Source organism: Streptomyces sp. NPDC058257 (assembly GCF_042881845.1).
Lineage (GTDB): Bacteria > Actinomycetota > Actinomycetes > Streptomycetales > Streptomycetaceae > Streptomyces.
On record NZ_JBHVXJ010000022.1, the window covers coordinates 57,381 to 74,696 of the forward strand.

15 protein-coding genes and 1 pseudogene are annotated in these 17,316 nt (G+C 68.4%); 9 read left to right on the plus strand and 7 right to left on the minus strand.

The window, feature by feature from the left end; translation table 11 throughout:
- Positions 1 to 717 precede the first annotated feature (717 nt).
- Entirely contained in the window at positions 718 to 951 is a 234-nt protein-coding gene (locus tag ACFVXC_RS35455) for a type II toxin-antitoxin system VapB family antitoxin (protein ID WP_073724608.1), read from the plus strand.
- Entirely contained in the window at positions 948 to 1,355 is a 408-nt protein-coding gene (locus ACFVXC_RS35460; RefSeq protein ID WP_389914066.1) for a PIN domain nuclease, read from the plus strand. The genes ACFVXC_RS35455 and ACFVXC_RS35460 overlap by 4 nt, the downstream gene beginning before the upstream one ends.
- 841 nt (positions 1,356 to 2,196) lie before the next feature.
- Here the strand turns inward: ACFVXC_RS35460 and ACFVXC_RS35465 are convergent.
- Positions 2,197 to 3,008, minus strand: a protein-coding gene (locus tag ACFVXC_RS35465) for an IS5 family transposase (protein WP_389914068.1) whose coding sequence is annotated in 2 segments (ribosomal slippage) — positions 2,197 to 2,667 and positions 2,670 to 3,008 — 810 coding nt in all. Because the reading frame shifts where the segments join, the coding sequence is not laid out codon by codon here.
- Between the two features lie 741 nt (positions 3,009 to 3,749).
- Here ACFVXC_RS35465 and ACFVXC_RS35470 point away from each other — a divergent pair.
- Both ACFVXC_RS35470 and ACFVXC_RS35475 read left to right on the plus strand, forming a co-directional pair.
- Complete coding sequence (locus ACFVXC_RS35470; RefSeq protein WP_389914071.1) at positions 3,750 to 4,202, plus strand: lactococcin 972 family bacteriocin; 453 nt, start codon at positions 3,750 to 3,752, stop codon at positions 4,200 to 4,202.
- Positions 4,203 to 4,404: 202 nt separating this feature from the next.
- Positions 4,405 to 4,992 (plus strand): hypothetical protein, encoded by a 588-nt coding sequence (locus tag ACFVXC_RS35475; RefSeq protein WP_389914074.1) that lies wholly within the window; start codon positions 4,405 to 4,407, stop codon positions 4,990 to 4,992.
- 380 nt (positions 4,993 to 5,372) lie between these two features.
- Here the strand turns inward: ACFVXC_RS35475 and ACFVXC_RS35480 are convergent, their stop codons facing one another.
- Positions 5,373 to 5,834 (minus strand): transposase, encoded by a 462-nt coding sequence (locus ACFVXC_RS35480; protein WP_389914077.1) that lies wholly within the window; start codon positions 5,832 to 5,834, stop codon positions 5,373 to 5,375.
- A 155-nt stretch (positions 5,835 to 5,989) separates the two neighbouring features.
- On the opposite strand from ACFVXC_RS35480, the pseudogene ACFVXC_RS35485 reads away from it, so the two are divergent.
- Both ACFVXC_RS35485 and ACFVXC_RS35490 read left to right on the plus strand, forming a co-directional pair.
- A pseudogene (locus tag ACFVXC_RS35485) lies at positions 5,990 to 6,082 on the plus strand (hypothetical protein); the annotation flags it as partial.
- 240 nt (positions 6,083 to 6,322) lie between these two features.
- A complete protein-coding gene (locus ACFVXC_RS35490; protein ID WP_389914331.1) occupies positions 6,323 to 6,490 on the plus strand; it encodes a hypothetical protein in 168 nt (55 codons plus the stop codon).
- Positions 6,491 to 7,128: 638 nt separating this feature from the next.
- Here ACFVXC_RS35490 and ACFVXC_RS35495 read toward each other — a convergent pair.
- Complete coding sequence (locus ACFVXC_RS35495; protein WP_389914079.1) at positions 7,129 to 7,395, minus strand: hypothetical protein; 267 nt, start codon at positions 7,393 to 7,395, stop codon at positions 7,129 to 7,131.
- On the minus strand, positions 7,382 to 7,783 hold the full coding sequence (locus ACFVXC_RS35500; protein ID WP_389914082.1) for a nitroreductase family deazaflavin-dependent oxidoreductase: 402 nt from the start codon (positions 7,781 to 7,783) through the stop codon (positions 7,382 to 7,384). The genes ACFVXC_RS35495 and ACFVXC_RS35500 overlap by 14 nt, the downstream gene beginning before the upstream one ends.
- A gap of 247 nt (positions 7,784 to 8,030) precedes the next feature.
- Between ACFVXC_RS35500 and ACFVXC_RS35505 the strand changes: the two genes are divergently transcribed.
- Positions 8,031 to 8,243, plus strand: coding sequence for a hypothetical protein (locus ACFVXC_RS35505; protein WP_389914295.1), 213 nt, complete (start codon positions 8,031 to 8,033; stop codon positions 8,241 to 8,243).
- Between the two features lie 92 nt (positions 8,244 to 8,335).
- On the opposite strand, the gene ACFVXC_RS35510 is transcribed toward ACFVXC_RS35505, so the two are convergent.
- From ACFVXC_RS35510 to ACFVXC_RS35520, 3 genes are all read right to left on the minus strand, one after another.
- The gene (locus ACFVXC_RS35510) at positions 8,336 to 9,943 is read right to left on the minus strand and encodes a GAF domain-containing protein (protein ID WP_389914085.1); all 1,608 of its coding nucleotides are present in this window, start codon (positions 9,941 to 9,943) and stop codon (positions 8,336 to 8,338) included.
- On the minus strand, positions 9,940 to 10,200 hold the full coding sequence (locus ACFVXC_RS35515; protein ID WP_389914088.1) for a hypothetical protein: 261 nt from the start codon (positions 10,198 to 10,200) through the stop codon (positions 9,940 to 9,942). Before ACFVXC_RS35515 ends, ACFVXC_RS35510 begins: the two co-directional genes overlap by 4 nt.
- Before the next feature lie 77 nt (positions 10,201 to 10,277).
- On the minus strand, positions 10,278 to 11,315 hold the full coding sequence (locus ACFVXC_RS35520; protein ID WP_389914091.1) for a rod shape-determining protein: 1,038 nt from the start codon (positions 11,313 to 11,315) through the stop codon (positions 10,278 to 10,280).
- Positions 11,316 to 11,565: 250 nt separating this feature from the next.
- Between ACFVXC_RS35520 and ACFVXC_RS35525 the strand changes: the two genes are divergently transcribed.
- Both ACFVXC_RS35525 and ACFVXC_RS35530 read left to right on the plus strand, forming a co-directional pair.
- Entirely contained in the window at positions 11,566 to 12,828 is a 1,263-nt protein-coding gene (locus ACFVXC_RS35525) for an MFS transporter (RefSeq protein ID WP_389914093.1), read from the plus strand.
- A gap of 573 nt (positions 12,829 to 13,401) precedes the next feature.
- Positions 13,402 to 17,250 carry a S8 family serine peptidase gene (locus ACFVXC_RS35530; protein WP_389914095.1) on the plus strand — a complete coding sequence of 1,283 codons (3,849 nt, stop codon included), beginning with the start codon at positions 13,402 to 13,404 and terminating at the stop codon, positions 17,248 to 17,250.
- Positions 17,251 to 17,316: the final 66 nt, after the last annotated feature.

Sequence of the window (17,316 nt, forward strand, 5' to 3'; positions counted from 1 at the left end):
GCTGCGCCAGAGTTCAAATCCTCTCCACCACGATGACCGCGACCTGCGCGGATGACCGAGCGCGTCCTGTCTGCGGTGCGTGAAATCGGGCATGAGTGGGCCCGTAGTGGACTCGCAGTGGACGGAAGGACCCGGAAGGATCAGGAAGCCGGCGGATGCGGGCGGAGGCCATCGGCGCTCTGACCTGCGGTTATGGGAAGATCAAGGCAAGATTCGGGACTGATCGGAAGATCCAAAAAGGACTCATAATCCGTCGGCCGTGGGTTCGAGTCCCACCCGCCCCACTGAGCTGGCCCCAACAGAATCGTTCTGACCTGGGGGAACGGCGCTTTTTTGGGGGCGTCTTGCGTGTGGCGCTCGCCTCACGGAGGTGTGGCGAGCGTGAGTCCTCGCGCATTCAGGACGAGCAGTGAGCGGCTTTGACCTGGGGTTTTGCGGCGGAACCGTCGTGGGAGAGTCGTGGAACGGTCCCACGGCCCTCCGGTAAGGGCCCATCTGCACCGAGCGTCCGCACCCTCCCTTGGTTCCCCGGCGAAGTAGCCCCGTCCTTTCGGGTTGCGGCCAGGTCAGGGGTGTGGTGTCCGTGACCGCGGCTTGCGGGTGTCTCTCGGCGATCGTCGGGTCGTGTCTGGCTCGTGCGTGATAGCCCACACAAGGGAATGTTGGTGATGTATCGTGGTTATGTACATCATGGACTCTCGGTGAGGGGTGGCTGGTATGTCTGTTACCCAGGTTGATCTCGATGACGAGGCGCTGGCCGAGGCGATGCGGCTCATGGGTGTCTCGACGAAGAAAGAGACGGTCAACGGAGCTCTGCGGGACTACGTGGCGCGCATCAAGCGGCTTGAGGCTGCCGAGAAGCTGGCCGCGCGGGGTGAGCGGGGCGAGTTCGAGGCTGCGGCTGCGGCGCATGCGGCCGCGAAGCGCGCCCGGCGGGCAGCCTTCGAGTGATCACGTACCTCCTCGACACCTCCGCCCTCTGGCACCTCTTCCGCACGCCGGGGGCGTTGCTGCCCTGGGAAGGGCACATCGCCGCCGGCGTGTTCCATATCTGCGAGCCCACGCGGGCGGAGTTCCTCTACTCGGCCACCAGCCCGGCTCACCGGGATGAGTTGGCCGAGGAGCTGGATGCTCTCTGCCAGTTCTCGCCGGTTCCCAAGAACGCGTGGCGCTGGGTGGAGACCGCGCAGTACAAGCTCACCCAGCAAGGGCAGCACCGCGCCGCCGGCGCCATCGATCTCCTGGTGTGCGCGACAGCGGCCCATCACGGTCACACGGTGCTGCACGTGGACAACGACTTCGCCACGGTGGCGGCGGTCCTCAAGGAAGTGCAGCAGCGGGACGTACGCGCCTGACTGCTGGAGGGCGCATTCGGCGCCCTCCCCGCATGCGCGGAGATGGTCCCGACCAAGGGACAGCGAAGCAGGGCGGCGACGGCCCGTAGCGAGCTCACTCACTACGGAACGTGACCGCGTCGACGGGGTGCGCTTGTGTGTCGTAGGTCGCGAAGCCTCGTCGACATTCCCGCATGCGCGGGGACCACGGCCTGCGCGGGCACGCGGGCGTGGACCGGCGGGGACCACAGTTCGGCGTAGGCCGAGGCGAGCTTCACCTCGGGACCACCCCCGCATACGCGGGGACCACAGGGAGCGACCTGCACGTTCATGGGCTGGGGGAGCCAACTTTGCTCACTAGCACGTGAACCGACATTTAGGGCACCTGTCTTCAAACTCTACGGCCCATGAGGGGAACTCTTGATTACTGCGGTGCCCAGAGCGCAGCCTGGTATTTGCGTGTTCCCCGCTCCTGCGGGGCCTGAGGCGGATTCGCAGGTGCTGCACGTTCACGCCCCCGGTCGTCCGCGAGAGGTCCGCGTGCCGAGTCTGCGTCACGCATGCGGAGCTCGCCCAATACCTCAAGCAAACTTCCATCTGTACGGCAGCTCTGGTGGTGATCCTCGTTGTGCGTCATCCGTCGGTGAATCTGTTGGCTCCGCGCCGTCACGCAGGCGAGGGGGGTGCCCCTATCTGTTTGGTCAAGCCGGGTGAGGATGGTCGGCATGACGGATCGGGATCGGTTGGGGCGGACGGCAGTGCACTATGCGGCTGCCGACGGGGACGCGGATGCTTTGCGGAGGCTCTTGGCCGGAGGTGCGGCCGCGGAGGCAGCCGACGGTGAGGGCTGGACGCCGAACAGTTAACACAATGACTGAAGTTGCCGGTGGGTGATGAGGCAGCAGGCCAGTTTGAGGAAAGCTTCATGGATGTCGGCTCGGCGTTCCCAGCGGACGCGGAGTCGTCGGAAGCCGTGCAGCCAGGCGAAGGTCCGCTCTACGACCCATCGATAGACGCCAAGTCCGGTGCCGTGGCGGGTGTTTCGGCGGGCGATGGCGGGCACGATGCCGCGGGCTCGGACCTGGTCGCGGTAGACGTCGTGGTCGTAGCCGCGGTCCGCGAAGAGCGAGTCGGGCTTGCGCGGGGGACGGCCGATGCGGCCGCGGATGGGTGGGATCGCGTCGAGCAGGGGCAGCAGCTGGGTGACGTCGTTGCGGTTGCCGCCGGTAAGGATGATGGCCAGCGGAGTGCCGTGCCCGTCGGTGATCACATGGTGCTTGGAGCCTGCCCTACCCCGGTCGACCGGCGAGGGGCCCGTGTGGAGCCCCCTTTTAGGGCCCTGACGTGGGAGGAGTCGACCACGCATCGGGACCAGTCCAGCCGTGCGGCCGCATTCAGTTCGGCCAGCAGCACCTCGTGGAGCCGCTGCCAGACGCCGGCCTCGTTCCAGTCCCACAGCCGGCGCCAGCACGTCATACCCGAGCCGAAGCCGAGCTCCTGCGGAAGGTGTTCCCACTGAATGTCAGTGTGCAGCACGTACAAGATCCCGCACAGCACCTGGCGATCAGGGACCGGCAGACGGCCGGGGTATCTGAACCGCCGTTCCCGCTTCGGCAGCAGCGGCTCGATCCGCTCCCAGAGGTCATCCGGCACGATCCACGGCGAAGTCCCCACGACCCGGACAACGCCCAACTACCCTGTCAGGCACGGCTACCAGGGCCGATACACCTCATTGTGTTAGCCGTTCTTAGTCCGCGATTAGAGCCGTTACTCATATCAAGGCAATCAGCCCCCTCTCTTGGCGAAGGGGAGATCCGATGAGGAAATCTCTGTCGGCCAGGAACTGCCTTGTGGCGTTGGCCGTGCCTGAATCATTGCAGGGGCCCGCGGACAACTCGAATCAGCAAAGAAGTAGGAACTCAATTCTAGGAATTAGGTTCCGACTTTCGCGGTAGAGGGATATTTCGACTGGGTGGTCGCTAATTCAACGGAGCCCTCCAAGACGATGACGTGGCCGACTCCCAAGAGCACGGGCCCCGACGGATTGGAGGGGGAGACGGTGTAGCTACATCTCAGCTGCGGTGGCGTGAGCGATCAGGTTCACCTCGACATCCCAACGTCCTCCCCGTCGACGAGGTACTCGGGCTATCTATCCTCCTGAGCCGAGCGTTGGAAATCAGCCACTGCTGCGGTTGGGCGCGGGAGCGTCAGGCGTGTGGAGGGCCACAGTTCGCCGACGACTTGAGGTGATAGACGCTAGTTGCGCCCTACAAAACTGAGAAATATCTACATAAGCAACGTTAAACGGGCAGGGGTGTTTTTCGGTCAAGCGTTTGAATTCCCTTAAGGGGAAGGTGTAGACCTGTCCAAGATTGCTTCACAATCCCCACACAGGGGAAACGGGGAGGGGAATTTATGAAGATTCTCGGTAAGTCCATAGCTCTCGCAGTGGCAGGCACGGCCCTGGCCGCTGTCGCCCTCGCAACGCCAGCCGCCGCGGACAGTTCGCAGCTCGACACCATCGGCACCATCACCATCCACACCCGCGGGGATGGCACTCAGCCGCCTTCGGAGCTGGGCGACCCAGAGGAATGGGGCGTCGTAGAACTGGCGATTGACGATTCGGCGGGAAGTGTCACGCCGAGGACCATCGTCGAGGTCGGTGGTGGCAAGTGGAGCTACGGCTGGAAAGCCGTCACAGGCGGTAAGTACTGCTACTCGAACTACTACCACAGCAGGGTGAAGCACGGATCGACCGTGAAGATCGCGGGCCATACGGTGAAGGACACCGCGGCTGCTGGCTACACTTCCAATGCCAATAAGACTGCAGGCGGTGCCTACACCTGCAAGGCCTACTACTCTAAGTAAAAGGTCCCGACCCCAGACGGCAACGTCGAGGCTGGGGCATGGGGGAAGTTCGCATCTTCTGGGTTTCTGTGCGGGCGCCCGCACAGAAACCCAGAAAAGCATCATTCCTGCCTTAGAATTGACCACAGAATAGGGCAAGAAAATCGTATACTTTCCGCGCGTTCGCGTAATCCCTATCGCTGCGGCCCTCGGGGCGGGCGCAGTGCTTGGTGTGATTGGACCATTTACGGGGAAATTTGAAAACCCGATTTGCCATGCTGTGAGTATTGTTTTTTCTGGAGGGTGGTCGTGGGCGTGCTTCGCCTTTCTGGTCGGTTATTCTCGACGTTCCAAGGTTGAGTCGACACTTCTTGCTTCTTCGGCGTTGGCCATCGGTGTGATCGTGTACTACCTGTTCAAGTATCTGAGCCCAGTTGCTCCGATAGGACAGGTTATCTCGGGCGGTTCTGGTGACGACCTCTCGTCCAGGATCTTGCTCTGGGGGGCCGCAGCTTTCGCCTTCGGTGCGCCTGTAGGACTATTGGGGAATGTGGCGAGGACGCCCGGCATCGGCGGCCTCTTGTTTCGCCTTCTTGTTCCCCTGATCGCATTCTTCGAGACATCTCAACGGCTGGGCACCGAGGCGGACTCGGAAGGCCTGGTTGTCGAAGTAACCTGGAATGTAATTCGCGTCATCTCGGTGGTGGTCGCCATGGTTCTCGTGGGGCATACGGTGTGGAACTGGTGGCGTGTTCGACGCATCCAACCCGAGCGGCGTGCGGAAGCCAGCGAGCCACTGAAGCACCTCTGAAGCCAATCGGGCGCGCCCGTATGGCCCGCGCCCTGGAGTTGCTGCGCCAGCGTGCATGCACAGCCGCTGCTTCCGCGCAAAACAATCCCCATCGGACGTTGAGGGAGGGCCCGGCGTGCGATGCCGCGAGCCACAGAAGCCCCTGGGCCTGGCCCAAGTCGATGACGGGTCCGAGCGCAGAGGCGGCGCAACTGCCCGACGGATCTCGCCGGACCTGCTTTGGATCCAAAGGGTCGGCGCCACGCGCAGCGCAGCCGGACCTACCAAATGTTGCTTGATGAGCCCGTCCGACGCGGCTTACGCCAGCTCCAGTACCGCCACAACGTGCTCGAAGGCTGCCTCACCGGCACCGGATTGGCCCCCGCCTCACCATGACGACATCACGCATTCAAGGTCAGTAACGCTGCGGTGATCAGGTCGTGCGGATCGGCGAACGCGCGGTTGGCCGTGGTGGTGCGCCGCAGTACCGACCAGATGCCTTCGACCGGGTTGAGGTCAGGTGCGTAGGGCGGCAGTTGGTAGACGGTGAGCCAGTCCCGTTCGGCGATGTAGCGGCGTATCCCCGCCGTCAGATGGGTGTTCAGGTTGTCCCACACCAGCACGATCGGGCCGCCGAGCTGCTGATGCGCGGTCTGGATCAGGTCTCGGTAGTCCTGCCAGGAGAAGCTTTTGCGTCCGTCAGGCCGGGCGTCGGGGCAGGGCCGGTAGATCAGTCGGGAGCGTTCGCCGGGCTTGTAGCAGGCCAGGGCGGCGACGGATAGCCGTCGGCGGGAGCGGCCCCGTACGCGCACGATGGGAGTGCGGCCGCGGCGGGACCATGTCTGGGCGCTCGGCGGCGTCATCGAGAGGCTCTGCCAAGAGTTCCGTGAGAGGTGATATTGGGTCACTTCGCTGGCATCGTCGAGTGTGTGCGACAACTTGCTTTGTGTGCTGTTCCCGCACCTGGCTGCGGTGCTGGTGGGGCGGGTTTCGTTGGTCGGGTGCGTGGTACGGGTCGATGCGCGTGCCCGTGAAGTTGCGTCCATGTCCAGACTGCGGTGTGAATTCCGTTCGTGTGCACAGCTGGTATCAACGACGCCTGGATGATGCTCCCGTAGGCGGACGCTCCGTGGTTGTTCAACTATCCGTGCGCCGACTTTACTGCGATGCAGTTGAGTGCAGACGCCGGTCTTTTACTGAACAGATTGACGGCCTGACTGTTCCTTACGGACGACGCACTACCGAACTGGCTGCGATGCTTCACCAAATAGCCTTGGCCCTCGCCGGCCGGGCTGGCGCCAGACTGGCAGCGGAACTCCACGTCACCGTTAGCCGAACCACCCTGCTCAACATGGTGATTGCATTGCCTGATCCTCCCTTGCTGGAGCCAAGGGTTCTGGGGGTAGAAGATTTCGCGACCAAACGCGGCAGGAAGTACGGGACCGTCCTGGTCAACGCCGAAAGTCACGGGGTCGTGGATCTGCTGCCAGGGCGGGAGAAAGAACTGGTGGCCAGTTGACTGTCCGAGCACCCGGGTGTCGAAATAATCTGCAGGGACCGGGCCGGCGGCTACGCTGAAGCGGCGAAAGCGGGTGCGCCTCAAGCATTACAAGTAGCTGATCGCTGGCATTTATGGGACAACCTCTAGGCTCTCGTCTATCTCCGCCTGCGGGCATCGCAGGTAATCGCTGTCACCGAGGGTGACAAGTTGCGCTTCTGATGCAGACTGCGGTGAGTCGGACGGGCGTTCAGTACGCGTCGGAGAAGGGGTGTTCTTCTGTGCCGGCCGAGGTGAGCGTGGGCCGTACGGGGATCAGCTAAGCGGCTTCGCGTCGCAGCGGATGTGGTGCAGCGAACGCTGCACCGCACCCCCTGGGGGCCGGATCGAGCGGGATGCAGCCGGACGGAAACGGGTTGGTTTGTCAGCTTCGCTGAGAAAGCCGCAGGTGAGACGCGTCACCGGGAGATGTTCGAGTCCCACCCGCCCCACTGGAGCGCTGGGGCGCAGGAACGATTCCACCTGCGTCAACAGTGCAAACCTCTGGGATGCTCCCATCGGGATGACGTTCGAGTGACGCAGCTGGCCCCCTGCCGGCCCGAAGGGCTGACGGTCAAGACGAAAAGCCCCCTCCCGCCCGACGGCGGAAGGGGGCTCATTCACGCGTACCGACTGCGTTGCGGGGCGAGGGCTGCCTGCGGGCCGCTGTCGGGTTTCTCCGGCGGGCGCCTCGTCGAGGTGGCGGGCCAGCGCATCGGGACCGTCGGCCGGAGGGTGAAGGCCGTAGCCGTCGGGGCAAGGCCGTCGGCGCGACCGTCGGCGCCGTCCTTCCCGGCGGGCCCCTCCCGCTCCTCGCGTTCGCCCACCTCACCGCCCCCGGCACCTTCGGCACGGACGCCGCGGCCCCGGACCTCAGACGCGCTCAAGCACCACGATCGGGATCGCCCGGTCGGTCTTCTGCTGGTACTCGTCGTACGCGGGCCATGTCGCGGCCATCGTCCGCCACATGCCCGGCTTCTCCTCCGCGGTCGCGACGCGCGCACGGGCGGTGTAGCGATCGCCCTTCACCTGCACCTGGACCTCGGGGTCCGCCTCCAGGTTGCGGAACCAGAGGGGCGGCGCGTCGGCGCCGCCGTTCGAGGCCACCACGAGCACCGCGTCACCGTGCGGCCGGTAGATCAGCGGGGTGCTGCGCTGCTCACCGCTCTTGCGGCCGGTCGTGGTGAGGATCAACACCGTGGTGCCCTGCCAGTCGTGGCCCTCCTCGCCGTCGGTCTCCACGTAACGCTTCACATGCTCTTTGCCGAACAGCATCTGCCGTCTCTCCTTCGTGCGTGTCCTCGCGCGTTCGCGCGACGTGCCGACGCGATGTCATGGCCACCCTGCGTCTTCCTCCCCGCCCGGCGCCGAATCGACGCGCCCGATCGTGGAGTGAGCTTCAGCCCCGGGATCCGGGGCAGCAGGGCTTCATGAAGATATTGATCGTCCTGGTGGTGATCGGCCTTGCCGCGGCCTGGTACCTGCAATCGCGGAAGCGCCCGTGAGCGCGCTCGACGACGGCATGGACGCGGCGCCGGTGGTCGTGCATCCGCCGCTCGGCACGGGCGGCCGACGGGTGACGGTACGCGGGGAGATCCTCGGCCTCGCGCACTCGGACGCCGACGTCGTCGAGTTCCTGCGGCAGGCCGGTCTCTCGGACGCGGAGGCGCTGCTCGACGATCTGGCCTGGGTGAAGTGGCGGGGCGGGAGCGCGCACCACTACGAAGCGGCGTGAGCCGGGCGCCGCTCACGGCCCGCCGCTCACGGAGGCGCCTGCCACTCATGGCCTGCCGCTCACGGAGGCGCCTGCCACCCACGGCCCGCCGCTCACAGAGGCGCCTGCCACGTGATCGTCGTGCCCGGGCCCATGTCGTCCGTCGTGCCGTCGTCATGCACCGTCAGGCGCACCCCCGTCCGCCCGTCCGCCAGCGTCGCCCGGGCATCCACCGCCACTTCGATACGGGTGACGTCGGGGCGGCGTGACGCGGCGGCCAGGGCGCGGCGCAGGGCGGCGAGGAGGTGGCCCGCCGCCGGGTCCGTGATGCGGGTGTCGACGGCGCCGGTGAAGTGCACGGACGGCTGTACGCCGACGACGGCGGCCGCGCCCGCCGTCTCGCGGAGCACCTTGCCGCGGAACGTGGTCGGGGCGTCGGCGGGCGGCTGCTGGAGCGCGAAGATCGCCGTGCGGACCTCCTGGATGGTGGACTCCAGTTCGTCCACGGCCTGGTCGAGGGTGGACTCGACCTGGGGAGAGCTGTCCCTGCGCCGGGTCGACTCCAGCATCATGCCGGTGGCGAAGAGCCGCTGGACGACGAGGTCGTGCAGGTCGCGGGCGATACGGTCGCGGTCCTCGAACACCGCGAGGCGCTGCCGGCTCTGCTGGGCGTCCGCCAGGACGAGGGCGAGGGCGGCCTGGGAGGCGAACTGGGTGGCGAGCAGCCGCTCCACGGAGGTGTAGGCGCGCTCGCCCCTGCGGCGGGGCAGCGCGAGCGTCCCGATGAGCCGCCCGCCCGCCTGGAGCGGCAGCATCATGCTGGGCCCGAAGTTCGTCCGCACGTGGGTGGTCATCCGGGGGTCGGTCGCGGAGTCCTCGATGAACACCGGCTCACCCCCGAGCAGTTGTTCGAGGACCGCGCTGCCGGGCTCGATGGTCGTGCCGATGAGGTCGTCCTGGAGGTCATGGGGGTGGGCCCGGGTCTCATCCGGGGGCTCGGTGGCGTCCTGTGCCGTCGCCGCCGCGACGATCCGCATGCCGCCCTGCTCCGTGGGCTGCAGGATCACCCCCGCGGAGGCGTTCGCGAGGATCCTGGCCCGCTCGGCGACCGTCATCAGGGCGTCGGCCGCCGGTTCGCCGGTGAGCAGCGCCGTGGTGACCGCCGCCGCCCCGTCGATCCACCGCTCGCGCTGCCTGGCCGCCTCGTACAGACGTGCGTTGCCGATCGCGATGCCCGCCTGGCTGGCGAGGACGCGGAGCAGTTGCAGGTCCTCGTCCGTGAAGCGGCCCCCGAGCCTCTCGTGCTTCTCGGTCAGGTAGAGATTGCCGAACGCCTCGTCGTGGACGTGTACGGGAACGCCCAGGAAGCTGTGCATCTCGGGGTGCCCCGGCGGCACGCCGCACGAGCGCGGGTCCGCCGTCAGGTCGTCGAGGAGCAGTGGCCGCGGCTCGCGGAGCAGGGTGCCGATGAGGCCCGAGTGACCGTCGGGGAGGTGGCCGACGCGGTCCCGCTCGGCCGAGGTGAGGCCCGCCGTGAACAGCTCGGTCAGCTTGCCGTGCCCGGGGTCGATGACGCCGAGCGCGCCGTACCTGGCACCGGTCAGCTCGGCCGCGCTCTCCACGATGTGCTGGAGGGTGGTGTGCAGTTCGAGGTCCGTGCCGACGCCGAGCACCGCGTCCAGGAGGGGCACCAGGGGCAGGGGCAGGTCGTCGCCGCTCATCGCGCGGCGCCCGCCGAGTCCCCGCCGGCCCCGCCGCCCCGCGCCTTCTTGGCCAGGCTCAGCAAGGAGACCACCATCCACGCCCCCTCCAGAAGCAGGAATCCCCACTGCCGTTCATAGAGAGCATCACCCGCCGTGAGCCCCGACCCGACGAAGTTCAGCCAGAGGTAGGACCAGGTGCCCGTGCCGAGCCTGCCCGCCTGGGCCAGGACGAAGGCGAGCAGGATCAGCGCGGAGCCGATCAGCTGTACGGTCATCGAAATCGGCATACGGGCACTCTTCCGCGGGGGTGCCGAGATCAGCGGGGGTGCCGAGATCAGCGGGGGCGCCGGGATCAGCCGGAGAGCGGGCTGAGGACCAGCGGCTGGATCTTGCCCTCCAGCATCGCGCCGAGCCCCATCACGGCACACACGTCGGGCCGCTCGGCGATCGCCACCGGCATCCCCGTCGCGTCCCGCAGCATCTGGTCGAGGCCCGGGAGCAGCGCGCTGCCGCCGACCATCATGATCCCGCGATCGGCCAGGTCGGCCACCAGGTCCGGCGGGCAGTCCCGCAGCACCTTGCCGATGCCGTCGAGCACGGCGGTGAGCGGGGCGTGGATCGCGTTGCGTACGGCCGCCGTGTCGACGTGCACCGAGCGGGCGAGCCCCGTGGCGACGTCGCGGCCGTGGATCTCCGTCGACTCGGGCCCCTGCGAAGTGAGGCCGTTGCCGCGCAGGGCGAGCTGCAGGGGCCGTACCGACTGACTGGGCAGCATCAACTCGTGATGGTGGCGCAGGTGCTGGACGATCGCCTCGTCGATCACCTCACCGCCGACCGGGATCCGCTGAGCGGTGACGATCGACCCCATCGACAACACCGCGACCTGCGTGGTCGCGGCCCCGCAGACCAGGATCATGGTCGCTTCCGGCCGCTCGACGGGCAGCCCGCAGCCGACCGCGGCAGCGATGAGCGTGTCCACGAGCTCGACCCTGCGCGCCCCGAGCCCGACCATCGTCTCCACGGCGGCGCGCCGCGCGAGCGGGTCCGCGTCGTGCGGCGTGCAGGCGGCGGCGCGCAGCCGGGGCTTGCGGCGCAGGGCGCGCCGGAGCTTCTCGCCGATGAGGTGCCGCAGCATGCGCTGGGCCATCTCGATGTCGACGACGGTGCCGCCGGAGACCGGCCGTACGACCCGGATGTAGCCCGGCGTACGCCCCGTCATCTGCTCGGCGAACCGGCCGACCGCGATGAGCGCGCCCGTCCGTGTGTTCACGGCGGCGGCGCTCGGTTCGTCCACGACGAGACCCGCGCCCTTCACGAACACCCGGGTCCTCGCGGCACCCAGGTCGACGGCGATGTGGCAGCGGCGCAACTGCTCCAGACTGACGGTCATGGCAGATCCTCCCGAGAGCGCAGACCGTACGGACCGTCGGATGGCGGTCCTGTCTCGCATCGTGCGATGGCCGCGGGCGGCGCGCGCGTTGGGCTGAGCCGGGTGGGGTGCCGCCGCACGGGTGGTCTTGATCGCGTCGCGGGCGGCGCAGTTAGCATCCCGTGTGACGCATACGCCCCCGGAAGAAGACGAAGCCGACGGCTCTCCCATATCCAGAGCCGACAACAACCCCCCGCTGTCCCCGCTACCAGTGGAGCCCCACGGGCCCGTCACGAAAAGGCGGATACTCGCCGATCTGACGCCTTTGCGTACGTCCGTCGACTACCGCCGTCTCTGGGTCGGCAACACGATCTCCTGGATCGGCCAGGCGATGACCGCCCTCGCGGTCTCCCTCCAGGTCTACGACATCACGCACTCCAGCTTCTCGGTCGGCCTCGTGGGCCTCTTCTCGCTCGTCCCCCTTGTGGTGTTCGGCCTGTACGGGGGCGCGATCGCGGACACGGTGGACCGGCGGAAGCTGGGCCTCTACTCGTCGCTCGGCTCGTGCGGCCTCTCGATCGCCCTGGCGGCGGGCGCCTTCGCGGGCTTCCACCACGTGTGGTTCCTGTACTCCGTGGTCGCGCTGCAGGCGGTCTGCGCGGCGCTGAACTCTCCGGCGCGCTCGTCGATGATTCCGCGTCTCCTGCCGCCCGAGCAGCTGCCCGCGGCGAACGCGCTCTCGTCGATGACGGTGACGTCGGGCACGATGCTCGGCCCCATGCTGGGCGGGCTCATCGTCGGCCTGTGGGGCTATCAGGCGGCGTACGCGATCGACGCGGTGGCGTTCAGCGCGGCGCTGTACGCGATGTGGCGGCTGCCCGCGATGCGGCCACAGGGAACTGAGGAGGGGGTGCCCAGGAAGCGGGCGTCGGTGCTCCAAGGGCTGCGGTTCCTCGCCACGCGGCCGAACCTGCGGATGACCTTCTTCACCGACATGTGCGCGATGGTGCTCGCGCATCCACGGGCGCTGTTCCCCGCGGTGGCGGTGGTGTGGTTCGGCGGCGACGCGAAGACGGTGGGCCTGCTGATCGCGGCGCCCGCGGTGGGAGCGCTGCTCGGCGGGGTGTTCTCCGGGTGGCTCGGGAGGGTCCGGCGGCACGGTCTCGCGATTCTGCTCGCGGTGGCCGGGTGGGGCACGGCGATCGCCGTCTTCGGCCTCACGCGCGATCTGTGGCTCGGTCTTTTCTTCCTCGCGGTGGCGGGCTGTACGGACACCATCTCGATGGTGCTCAGGAACACGATGCTCCAGGCGGCCGTGCCGGACGAGATGCGGGGGCGGTTGCAGGGGGTCTTCATCGTGGTGGTCGCGGGCGGGCCCCGCCTCGGTGACTTCGTCGCGGGGTCGGTGGGGGATGTGGCGGCGCCCGGCGTCGCGCTGGTGGGCGGGGGGATCGCGTGCGTGGTCGCCGTGGGGTTGCTGGGGCTCAAGTGGCGGGGGTTCGCCCGGTACGACGCGCGGGCGCCGGAGGCGTGAGGGGGCGGTGCCCGCGTGCTGTCGGCGGTTGGTTCCGTGGCGTGCTCTCGGCGGGTGCTGTTGCTCGGGTCGGGGTGCTTTCATCCGCCTCGCAGCGGGCGTGCTCTCGGCGGGTGCCGTCGCGCGGATCGAGATGCTTCCATCCCCCTCGGACCGCGTCGATCAGCGGGGCGAGTGAGGCGAGGGTCTGCTCGCAGCCGTCCGCCTGGAGCCTGCGGCAGGACTTCTCGTCGCGCCGGTAGCCGATGAACGGAAGCCGATCTGCCGCGCGGCCAGCAACTCCGCCGGTGGGGAGCGGACCATCACGCACTGCTCAGGACCGGCGTCCAGGGCGGGCGACGTCACGAGCGACGCACGCGGACGGGAGAGGTCGACGGACGCAGGCGGACGGGGGAGGTCGACGGACGCGCACGGACGGGGGAGGTCGACGGACGGGCACGGACGGGCTGGCGGGAAGGTGCCCTGGCGGCTTCCCGCCAGCGCCGGTCAACACCCCCGCAACACAAGCCCCCTGACACTCTTCGCAGCACCCGGGAACCACCCCCGCCCGGGTCCGACGAAGAGAGGGCACCCATGACCCGATCACCCGCCCGGCGAAGAGCGAGGCTGCTGCCGGCCGTCGGCCTGGCGTTCGCGCTGCTCCCGGCAGGGCAGAGCGCCACCGCCGCTCCCGCGGACGCGCCGCGGGGACGGGCCGCCCCCGCCACCTCCGCCGCCCGCGCCGCCCACACGGTCACCCTCGTGACCGGCGACAAGGTCACCGTCACGGAGCTCGGCGGCGGCAAGAAGACCGTCACCGTCGACCGGCCCGCCGGGGCCACAGGCGCCGTCCGGAGCCAGATAGCGGGCGACCGCATCACCGTCGTACCGGACGAGGCACGGCCCTATCTGCGCGCGGGCACCCTCGACGAGCGGCTCTTCGACGTGACGGAGCTGATACGGCAGGGGCTCGGGGACGAGAAGGGCGGCGCGCTGCCGCTCATCGTCACGTACGACGCGCATGAGAAGAGCGCGCGCCGGGACGCGGGCCCGGCGACACCGCGGGGCGCCGACAAGGTGCGCGCGCTGCCGAGCGTGGGCGGCGTGGCGGTGAGGGCGGACAGGACCGGCACGTTCTGGCGGGATGTCGCGAGCAAGGGCACCAAGACGACCAAGACGGCCAAGGGCACCAGGACGGCCAAGGGCACCAAGACGACCCAGGACGCCAAGACGGCCAAGGGCACCAAGACGACCCAGGACGCCAAGACGGACCGCGAGCAGGCCGGTTCCGGTGGCGCGTTCGCCGACGGCATCGACAAGATCTGGCTCGACGGCCGGGTCGAGGCCGACATGGCGCAGAGCAACGAGCAGATCGGCACCCCCAAGGCCTGGGAGGCCGGGCTCACCGGCAAGGGTGTGAAGGTCGCCGTACTCGACACCGGCGTCGACATCGGCCACCCCGGTCTCAAGGACCGCGTGGACGCCACCAAGAGCTTCATCCCGGGCGAGGAGGTCGCCGACCGCAACGGCCACGGCACCCATGTGACCTCGACCGTCGGCGGCAGCGGGGCCGGGTCCGACGGCAACAAGGAGAAGGGCGTGGCGCCCGGCGCCGACCTCTCCGTCGGCAAGGTGCTCAGTGACGAGGGCTCGGGCAGCGAGTCGCAGATCATCGCCGGAATGGAGTGGGCGGCCAAGGACGTCGGCGCCAAGGTCGTCTCGATGAGCCTGGGTTCGCAGGAGGCGAGCGACGGCACCGACCCGATGGCCGCCGCCGTCAACACCCTCTCCAAGGACACCGGAGCCCTCTTCGTCATCGCCGCGGGCAACACCGGCGCTCCCTCCTCGATCGGTTCGCCCGGCGCCGCCGACTCCGCGCTGACCATCGGCGCGGTCGACTCAGCGGACAAGGCCGCGTACTTCACGAGCCAGGGCCCCCGCCACGGCGACAACGCCCTCAAGCCCGATCTGTCGGCGCCGGGCGTCGACATCCTCGCCGCCCGCTCGCAACTCATCAGCGGTGAGGGCTACTACACCGAGATGAGCGGTACGTCGATGGCGACTCCGCACGTCGCGGGCGTGGCCGCCCTGCTCGCCGAGAAGCACCCGGACTGGAGCGGTGCGCGCCTCAAGGACGCGCTGATGTCGACGTCCACGCAACTGGACGCTTCCGTATATGAGTTGGGGTCGGGCCGCGTCAGCGTGCCCGACGCCGTCGACGCGCGGATCACCGCGAGCGGGAGCGCCGATCTCGGCTTCTACTCCTGGCCGTACGGGGACAACAAGCCCGTCACGAAGACGGTGACGTACACCAACTCCTCTGACGAGGCGGTCGAGTTGAGTCTCGCCGCCGAGGGTGCGGCGGAGGGCGTCGCGACCCTCGCCGACAAGTCGCTCACCGTCCCCGCGCACGGCACGGCGTCGACCACGGTGACCGGCGACGGCGCGAAGGCACCCGTCGGCGACACCAGTGGCCGCATCGTCGCGAGCGCTGCCGGGAAGCCGGTCGCGAACACCGCGTTCGGCCTGGTCAAGGAGGAGGAGCGGTACACGCTCACCGTCCACGTCAAGGACCGTGACGGCGCCGCGACCGGCGCGGGTCTGGTGCTCCAGCGGCTCGTCGAGCAGGTCGACCCCGTCCAGGCGGAGGTCGGCGACTCCGGCACCCTCGAACTGCGTCTGAAGCCGGGAACGTACGCCCTCTCCTCGTTCCTCGACGTACGCGGCAGCGAGGGCAAGGACTCCCTCGGCCTCGGCTTCCTCGCCGCGCCCGAGATCGTTCTCGACAAGGACCGTGAAGTCACTCTCGACGGACGTAAGTTGCGCGAGATCGGCGTGGACGTCGGCAAGCGGACCGAGACCCGGCAGCTCCTGATGGAGTACGACCGCCGGGCGAACGGCGCCGCGCTGCAGGGTGCGGTCCAGGTGCCGGTCAAGTACGACAGCATCTTCGCGGCGCCCACCGCCGAGGTCGCCGACGGCAGCTTCGAGTACCGCACCGTCTGGCGCCTGGGCAAGCCGACCCTGGACGTGAAGGGCCTCGGCCAGGTGGTCGCACAGCCCGGCGGCACGGTGACCGACGGCCGGAGCAAGCTGCGGATCGTGGACGTGGGCGGCGGTACGGCCGCCGATTACGCGGGCAGGAACGTGAAGGGCAAGGCCGTCATCGTGCGGCGACCCGCCGGTTCGGATGTGACCCCTGCTCAGATCGCTCAAGCCGCCCAGGACGCGGGCGCGAAGGCGCTGTTCGTGACGGACGGCGTCCCCGGGCGGCTCAACGCGTGGTTCGGCACGGACGACAACGCGGACCGGCCGTTGCAGATCGGCACGGTCGGCGCGGCGGACGGAGCACGGCTGCTCGCGGCGGCGAAGGCGGGCCGGACCGTGGAGACGACGGCGACGTCCCGCACGCCCTATGTGTACGACGTGTCGGAGGGCCACAAGGGGGCGGTGCCCCGGGATCTGACGTACGAGCCGTCCAAGCGTGAACTGGCCGTCCTGGACACGAAGTTCCACGCGGTGAAGCCGGTGGCGGGCGGAGAGTTCCGTTACTCGCTCACGGACACCTTCGCCGTCGGGATCGGCTTCCAGGAGAAGATCGACTATCCGGTCGAGCGGACGGACTACGCGTCCACGGGGGCGGGGCAGCTGTGGCACGAGTCGGTGTCGGTCGGGCCCGGCGCAGTGGAGGAGCGGAGCGGCCTGGTCGGCTACCGGGGCGGCGAGCACGGTGAGCTGAACTGGTTCAAGCCCGTGTGGCACCCGTGGCTGGGCACCGGCCTTGGCTGGGGGCAGCAGCGGTACGGGAACACGCTGGAATTCAATGTGCCCGGGTGGGGCGATTCCGGTCCCGATCACACGGGATTCGGCGATGTGTGGAACGACGACTCGATGACGCAGACCAGTGAGGTCTACGCGGACGGGGAACTGGTCGACCGCCGCCGGAGTTCGGGTGTGTACGTGTGGGACGCGAATCCGGCGCTGACGACGTACAGGGTCGTGACGGACACGACGCTGGACCCCGAGAAGTGGCGGCTCGCCACGAAGGGCCACTCGGAGTGGACCTTCAAGTCGAAGGAGGCGGCGGGTGACGCGGGCGACCGGAAGAGTTTCCTGCCCCTGCTGAACCTCGGCTTCGACGTGGACACGGATCTCGCGGGGAACGTCCGGGGCGGGCGTTCCGTGGAGGTCGAGATCTCCTCCGAGTATGTGAAGGGGGCTGTGGACACCGGCGCCATCGGGGGCGGAAAGCTGGAGGTCTCCTATGACGACGGGAAGAACTGGAAGGGCGTCGGCCTGGACCGGGACGGCAGCAAGGCGGCGTGGGACGGGAAGCTGAAGGTGCCGGGCTCCGCGGAATTCGTCTCGCTGCGGGCTTCGGCCAAGGACGACCGGGGCGGCTCCGTGACGCAGGAGATCGTGCGGGCGGTGGGGGTGAAGTAAGGGCGCGACAGAGGGGCACCTGAGACGCGGGCCGGGCTGGACATCCAGCCCGGCCCGCGTGCTCCC

Excerpts from the sequence above, each read along its gene's own strand:
- ACFVXC_RS35455 (WP_073724608.1), top strand. The coding sequence starts at position 718 with ATGTCTGTTACCCAGGTTGATCTCGATGACGAGGCGCTGGCCGAGGCG.
- ACFVXC_RS35470 (WP_389914071.1), top strand. The coding sequence starts at position 3,750 with ATGAAGATTCTCGGTAAGTCCATAGCTCTCGCAGTGGCAGGCACGGCC.
- ACFVXC_RS35480 (WP_389914077.1), bottom strand. The coding sequence starts at position 5,834 with ATGACGCCGCCGAGCGCCCAGACATGGTCCCGCCGCGGCCGCACTCCC.
- ACFVXC_RS35490 (WP_389914331.1), top strand. The coding sequence starts at position 6,323 with ATGGTGATTGCATTGCCTGATCCTCCCTTGCTGGAGCCAAGGGTTCTG.
- ACFVXC_RS35500 (WP_389914082.1), bottom strand. The coding sequence starts at position 7,783 with ATGCTGTTCGGCAAAGAGCATGTGAAGCGTTACGTGGAGACCGACGGC.
- ACFVXC_RS35505 (WP_389914295.1), top strand. The coding sequence starts at position 8,031 with ATGGACGCGGCGCCGGTGGTCGTGCATCCGCCGCTCGGCACGGGCGGC.
- ACFVXC_RS35510 (WP_389914085.1), bottom strand. The coding sequence starts at position 9,943 with ATGAGCGGCGACGACCTGCCCCTGCCCCTGGTGCCCCTCCTGGACGCG.
- ACFVXC_RS35515 (WP_389914088.1), bottom strand. The coding sequence starts at position 10,200 with ATGACCGTACAGCTGATCGGCTCCGCGCTGATCCTGCTCGCCTTCGTC.
- ACFVXC_RS35520 (WP_389914091.1), bottom strand. The coding sequence starts at position 11,315 with ATGACCGTCAGTCTGGAGCAGTTGCGCCGCTGCCACATCGCCGTCGAC.
- ACFVXC_RS35530 (WP_389914095.1), top strand. The coding sequence starts at position 13,402 with ATGACCCGATCACCCGCCCGGCGAAGAGCGAGGCTGCTGCCGGCCGTC.